At 36.8% G+C, this 5,989-nt stretch carries 7 protein-coding genes; 3 read left to right on the top strand and 4 right to left on the bottom strand.

Translation table 11 applies throughout. The annotated features are described in order from the left end of the window. From D8M06_RS19500 to D8M06_RS19490, 3 genes are all read left to right on the top strand, one after another. Positions 1 to 418: RpnC/YadD family protein (locus D8M06_RS19500; protein ID WP_479680830.1), on the top strand; the 418-nt coding region annotated here is incomplete at its 5' end. 7 nt (positions 419 to 425) lie between these two features. Then, the gene (locus D8M06_RS19495) at positions 426 to 878 is read left to right on the top strand and encodes an RpnC/YadD family protein (protein WP_147404999.1); all 453 of its coding nucleotides are present in this window, start codon (positions 426 to 428) and stop codon (positions 876 to 878) included. 263 nt (positions 879 to 1,141) lie between these two features. Next, complete coding sequence (locus D8M06_RS19490) at positions 1,142 to 2,017, top strand: dimethylarginine dimethylaminohydrolase family protein (protein ID WP_121206228.1); 876 nt, start codon at positions 1,142 to 1,144, stop codon at positions 2,015 to 2,017. A gap of 114 nt (positions 2,018 to 2,131) precedes the next feature. On the opposite strand, the gene D8M06_RS19485 is transcribed toward D8M06_RS19490, so the two are convergent. Genes D8M06_RS19485 through D8M06_RS19470 form a run of 4 tightly spaced genes read right to left on the bottom strand, consistent with a single transcriptional unit; the run spans position 2,132 to position 5,458 of the window. After that, entirely contained in the window at positions 2,132 to 3,028 is an 897-nt protein-coding gene (locus D8M06_RS19485; RefSeq protein WP_121206227.1) for an ABC transporter substrate-binding protein, read from the bottom strand. A gap of 19 nt (positions 3,029 to 3,047) precedes the next feature. Then, positions 3,048 to 3,791 carry an ABC transporter permease gene (locus tag D8M06_RS19480; RefSeq protein WP_241559009.1) on the bottom strand — a complete coding sequence of 248 codons (744 nt, stop codon included), beginning with the start codon at positions 3,789 to 3,791 and terminating at the stop codon, positions 3,048 to 3,050. A gap of 12 nt (positions 3,792 to 3,803) precedes the next feature. Then, complete coding sequence (locus D8M06_RS19475; protein ID WP_121206226.1) at positions 3,804 to 4,781, bottom strand: ABC transporter ATP-binding protein; 978 nt, start codon at positions 4,779 to 4,781, stop codon at positions 3,804 to 3,806. Positions 4,782 to 4,795: 14 nt separating this feature from the next. Beyond that, on the bottom strand, positions 4,796 to 5,458 hold the full coding sequence (locus tag D8M06_RS19470) for an ABC transporter permease (protein WP_277749499.1): 663 nt from the start codon (positions 5,456 to 5,458) through the stop codon (positions 4,796 to 4,798). Positions 5,459 to 5,989 lie beyond the last annotated feature (531 nt).

Below are 5,989 nucleotides of genomic sequence, written 5' to 3'. Positions count from 1 at the left end.
GGTAAAAGTGAAATTAGAATTTTTACGTATGTTAAGCAGAATGGAAATGGACCCAGCTAGGATGGATCTTTTATATGGTTTTTTTAATACGTATTTATACTTAAATGCGAAGGAGGAAGAGCAAATGGCTGAAGAAATTGCAAAGCTCCCTAAGGAAGAAGCAAAAAAGTTATTTAAAAATCCGAATGTGTACTATGAGAAAGGGAAGAAGGAAGGGATAGAGGAAGGAATAGAAAAAGGGATAGAACAAGGGTTAGTACAAGGAATAGAAAAAGGGTTAGAACAAGGAATAGAACATGGCATTAAAAAAGTAATTACTAACATGCTTCAAAAGGGATTTTCTGATGAAATAATCGCAGATGTATCTGGTGTTGATAGGGAAGAAATAGAGAGAATAAAAAAAGAAATGGATTTGTGATTGGTGAGTGAAAAGGTTAGTCCCCTATTACGCAAAAGTGGTTGAGAACTGGGGGATTGAACACGAAATTATGCTAAGCAGAATGGAAATGGACCCAGCTAGGATGGATCTTTTATATGGTTTTTTTAATACGTATTTATACTTAAATGCGAAGGAGGAAGAGCAAATGGCTGAAGAAATTGCAAAGCTCCCTAAGGAAGAAGCAAAAAAGTTATTTAAAAATCCGAATGTGTACTATGAGAAAGGGAAGAAGGAAGGGATAGAGGAAGGAATAGAAAAAGGGATAGAACAAGGGTTAGTACAAGGAATAGAAAAAGGGTTAGAACAAGGAATAGAACATGGCATTAAAAAAGTAATTACTAACATGCTTCAAAAGGGATTTTCTGATGAAATAATTGCAGATGTATCAGGTGTTGATAGGGAGGAAATAAAAAAATTGAAGAGAAGAGTATGTGACTAACAAACCTGGGTTACATGGGTTTGTCAAATAAAGTGTGTAAGTTTTTTATCTTAACCTATTTTCCTATCAATCATACTCTTTCTTAGAACAATAGTCACAAATATGTAGGGGAGAGTCCATGCTTTTATTTTTTACTTATTAGGAAAGAAAGACTGAAATCATAGTAAAAAGTAAAATCACAAAATTTCTCCACAAAAGTTCTAGCTTCTTAATTTTTAGCGCATACTAAGAACAAAACAAGATGAGCAGGAGGAACATACGGTATGCAATCAAATACACAAACAACAAACTGTTTCAGTGAATACGATGTGCTAAAAAGAGTAATTTTGTGTCAGCCTCAATATATGACGATTCGGCAGGTAATTAATGAAACGCAAAAGAAATTTATCGATGAAGGGTTACATATTGAACGTGCACTGGAGCAGCATCGGGAATTTGTCCAGAAATTAAATGAGTATGGGGTTGAAACCATCTTACTCCCATACCATAAAAAATATCCAGAACAAGTTTTCACTCGAGATATCGGTTTCACCCTTGGACAAACCATTTTCGTTGCTCATATGGCACATGATGTCCGAATTGGAGAAGAGAATGTACTAAAAGTTTGGCTGGAAGATGAGGAAATCTCCTACTACAATTTAATTGGCAATAAAATCGAAGGTGGCGACGTCATCATTGATAGAGATACGATTTATGTTGGACTGAGCAATCGAACAAATGAAGCAGCGGTTGATCATTTAAGAAATATAGTAGGTTATCAATTTGACGTGAAGGCCATTCCTTTTACGGAAAAATATTTACATTTAGATTGCGTGTTTAATGTGTTATCCCCAGAGGTAGCTCTTATTTATCCAAATGCACTGACAGATGAAGATATGGAACTATTTTCCTCCAGATATGATCTTATTGAAGTAACGGAAGAAGAACAGTTTACGCTAGGAACGAACGTATTAAATATAGGAAATAACAAGATATTTAGTCTTCCTGTAAATGAAAAGGTGAATCGGCAGATGCGAGATAGGGGATTTGAAGTCATAGAAATCGATTATTCAGAGATCATTAAATCTGGAGGATCCTTTCGGTGCAGTACATTGCCTATATTACGGGAAGAAGAATCGGACGAGTGTGATTTTCTTTAGGGTTAAATTTGAGAGATGGCTTAAGTTCTTCTCTAAATGGTAAGGGCTGTTGTTCAATAAATTAAATAAGCAAAGGGACAGCTCTAAGAATAGAACCATCCCTCCTGCATGTTCTTACCCTTCTATTAATCCGTTTTCTACGAGAAATTCTTTCGCTACATCGTCAACGCTCTTTTCTTCGATATCGACTTGATAGTTTAAGTCTCGCATAACTTCACTTGTTAACAAATCAGAAAGTGGTGAAAGAATTTCTTCTAGTTCTGGGTATTCTTCATACGTTTCGGTTGTCATCGCTGCTGCCGCGTTATAAGAAGGGAAGAACGACTGATTATCTTCTAAGTTTATAAAATCGAATGCATCGATACGGGCATCCGTTGCAAAACCTACAGAAACATCCGCTTCCTCATCACGTAAGGCATTATAGTTTAAACCAGTTTCCATGTCTGTGACATTTTCAAATTCAAAACCATATGTTTCGTATACACCAGGTAATCCGTCTTCCCGATTGCTAAATTCGGCATCAGAGGCCATGGTAAGTTCTCCAGGATTGCTGTTTACGTAGTCAGCCAAGTCACTAATAGAAGTAATACCTAATTCTTCTGCATCCGCAGCACGCATCATGAGTGTGTACGTATTGTCCACTTCATTTAAGTTTGTCCATACAATTTCATTGTCTGCTTGGTCAATTTCGTTTAATTTGTCAAACGCAGCTTGGGGATCTGTCATTGGATCTTCACCTAAGTAGGTTACAAGACCAGTACCAACATAATCCCATGTGATATCTACTTGTTTGTTTTCTAAAGCTTGTCTTAATGCAGTACTACCAAGGTCCGTTGTTTCTTTCACATCGAAGCCTTCCTCTTCTAACATGTAAGTTGTCATTTTAGCTAATAGATATTGTTCGGTGAAGTTTTTCGCTCCAACAGTAATTTGTTTGTCATTACCGCCACCACAGGCAGCTAGTACAGTTATGGTAATAAGTAACGTAATGATTACATGTAATTTTTTCATTTTTTTATGCTCCTTGTTGTTATGATTTTTGTGCTTCTTCGGCTAATCTTAGACCTTTTGGTACCAATAATTTTTGCATCAGCCGGAAGAGGTAATCAATTAAAATCGCAAGTAATGTAACTGGAACAGCACCAGAGATTAAGAAAGAGTTATCAAATAGCCTTATTCCAGTGAAAATCCATGCTCCTAATCCACCACCGCCAATCAGATAGGCGAGTGCAGCAGTTCCGATATTAATAACAATTGCAGTACGAATTCCTGCAATGATAGATGACGCGGCATTCGGCAATTCAATTTGCCATAAAATTTGTGCTGGTGTTAATCCCATGCCACGAGCAGCATCTTTCATGTTTTCATCAACAGACTGAATACCAGCAATGGTGTTTTGTAAAATGGGAAGCAGGGAATAAATAAATAGTGCAACAATCGCTGCTTTTATTCCGATTCCTAAAAAGCCCATTGCCAGTGCTAACACTGCTAAACTTGGAATTGTTTGACCAAGGTTTGCAATATTGACAATCCAAAATTCCGATTTGCGAAATTTCTCTCTCGTAACAAAAATACCAAGTGGTATGGATAGGAAGATAGCTAATAATCCTGAGATAAGCACGATAGTTATGTGCTGGATTAATAGATTCGTAAACGTACGGAATTCTTCAACTATGGGACGAAACAGATCATTTGCGAAAGTCCAAGCAAAAAAGGCAATGACAATTATCCAGAAGGCGATTTTAACGATTTGGCTAATTCGTTTGTTCATCATTTTGTCTCACTCCTATCTATTTGGAGTTTCCTTCACTTCTTTATGAAGGAATTTTTCTACCAATTCTAGTGTTAATTTGCCTTTTTTATTCCCTTGTTTGTCCTCAACTACCAATTGATCGGCTTCTTGATTTAGCAGCTTGGAAATGACAATACGAAGGGAAGTGTCCTCATTTACTGGTTGAGCACTATCTGCTTCATGGTAGGAATCTAGGGAAACCTCATCAACCAAATCCTTGACCGAATAGAGGCTAGTACTTTTTAGAACGCGATCTTGTCCAACAAACTCGGAAACAAAATCATTAGCCGGATGATGAAGAATTTCCGATGGATAATCATATTGCATCATTTTTCCTCCACGCAGCAATGCTACTTTATCTCCCATTTTCACTGCTTCATCAATATCATGGCTGACAAACAAAATAGTTTTGTTCACTTCTTTTTGAATCTGTAAAAATTCCTCTTGCAGTTTGGTACGTATGATTGGGTCTAGCGCTCCAAATGGTTCGTCCATTAACATTACGGGTGGGTCTGCTGCAAGCGCACGTGCTACACCAACACGTTGTTGCTGTCCACCTGATAGTTCGTGTGGATATCTTTTCCGATATTCATCTGGATGTAGTCCGATTAATTCCATTAAATAGTTAAAGCGATCTTGTTGCTTTTTTCGATCCCAACCAAGTAAGTCGGGCACTATCATGACATTTTTTTCAATCGTCATGTTTGGGAATAATCCATTACTTTGAATAACATATCCAATTTTTCGGCGCATCTCGATTTTATTGGATTGTTTGACACTCGTATTGTTCAGGATGATATCCCCTTCACTTATATCTTCTAATTGGTTGACCATTCGTAATAAAGTGGTTTTCCCACAACCAGAAGGGCCAATTAAGATGACAAACTCACCGTTTTCTACCTTGAAATTGACATTGTCGATGGCTTTTACACCACCGTTATATACTTTTGAAACATTCTTAAACTCTATCACCTTATCACCTATTCTTAGTTTTTAATTCCTTTTGGAGTAAATCTTTTTTCGATGTATTTTAGTAGATAATCAACAAGAATGGCCAATATCGATACAACCACTGCACCAACAAGTACCATGGTATTGTTCGATCTGGAGATTCCTTGGTTGATTAATGAGCCGAGACCACCAGCTCCTATGTAGGCTGCAATAGCTCCAATTCCAATATTTAATACGGTTGCTGTACGTATTCCAGCCATAATAAGTGGCATAGCATTTGGAATTTCGACTTTTAGCAAGCGTTGCATCGTTGTCATTCCGAGTCCTTTTGCAGCATCACGAATATTAGGGTCTACGTTATTAATCCCTGTATACGTATTACGAATAATTGGCAATTGCGAGTATAGGACGAGTGCAATTAGGGCTGGGAGAAATCCGATTCCTTGTCCGATGGTTGATAATATTGGAATCATGATACCGAATAGCGCGATACTCGGAATAGTCATCATAATGGAAGAGATTTGAAGAACGGTTCCTGCTAAATCTTCATTGGTTGTTAAATAAATACCAAGGGGAACACCTATCAGAATAGAAATAATAATGGCGAGTCCAACTAGTTGAACATGCTCTACGGTATATTCAAGTATTTGACTATAGTTATTACTAAAGTAATTAAAGAAATCTATAATTGTTTGCACCTACCTTCATTAAAAAAGTCACAGAAAAACTTTCAGGTGGCCACCTAAAAGAAGAATAACGTTATCAGTCTATCATTGTAAAATTTATTTAGCAAGCACTGTTTGTACAATTAAAACTGAACAAAATGTACAATTTTGGAGATAAACATCAAAAAATTAGATAAAATGGCATATTATGACTGATATAGGGAAGATAGCACTGATTTTAATTTACTAGATATTTGATTATCGCCTGTTGGATGGTCGATAAATTCCATGCCAGGAATACCTCATCGTACCTAAGAATGGGACAAGGAACCTGTCCCCATAGCCATCAAGTTAAGCATTTTCGCTGACATCATTACCAAATTATGGATATACTTCTTTCGGTATAAAACTACGGAGAGGAGTATTTTTTTACAACCATGCAACTAGATAAAGAATTTCAAATACTATTCAAGGAATTACAATCTAATTTTACGAGAAAACAAATAGAGGAGTGGGCCCAAGAAACAGGCTTTATGAAAAGGAAAACAAAACTCAAGCCGGAAT

The sequence above is a fragment of the Oceanobacillus halophilus genome, from assembly GCF_003628505.1.
Lineage (GTDB): Bacteria > Bacillota > Bacilli > Bacillales > Amphibacillaceae > Oceanobacillus > Oceanobacillus halophilus.
This window is presented reverse-complemented; position numbering and strand designations above follow the sequence as displayed.

What these genes read in the sequence shown, in the direction of transcription:
- D8M06_RS19485 (WP_121206227.1), bottom strand. Translation starts at nt 3,028, where the DNA reads ATGAAAAAATTACATGTAATCATTACGTTACTTATTACCATAACTGTA.
- D8M06_RS19490 (WP_121206228.1), top strand. Translation starts at nt 1,142, where the DNA reads ATGCAATCAAATACACAAACAACAAACTGTTTCAGTGAATACGATGTG.
- D8M06_RS19480 (WP_241559009.1), bottom strand. Translation starts at nt 3,791, where the DNA reads ATGATGAACAAACGAATTAGCCAAATCGTTAAAATCGCCTTCTGGATA.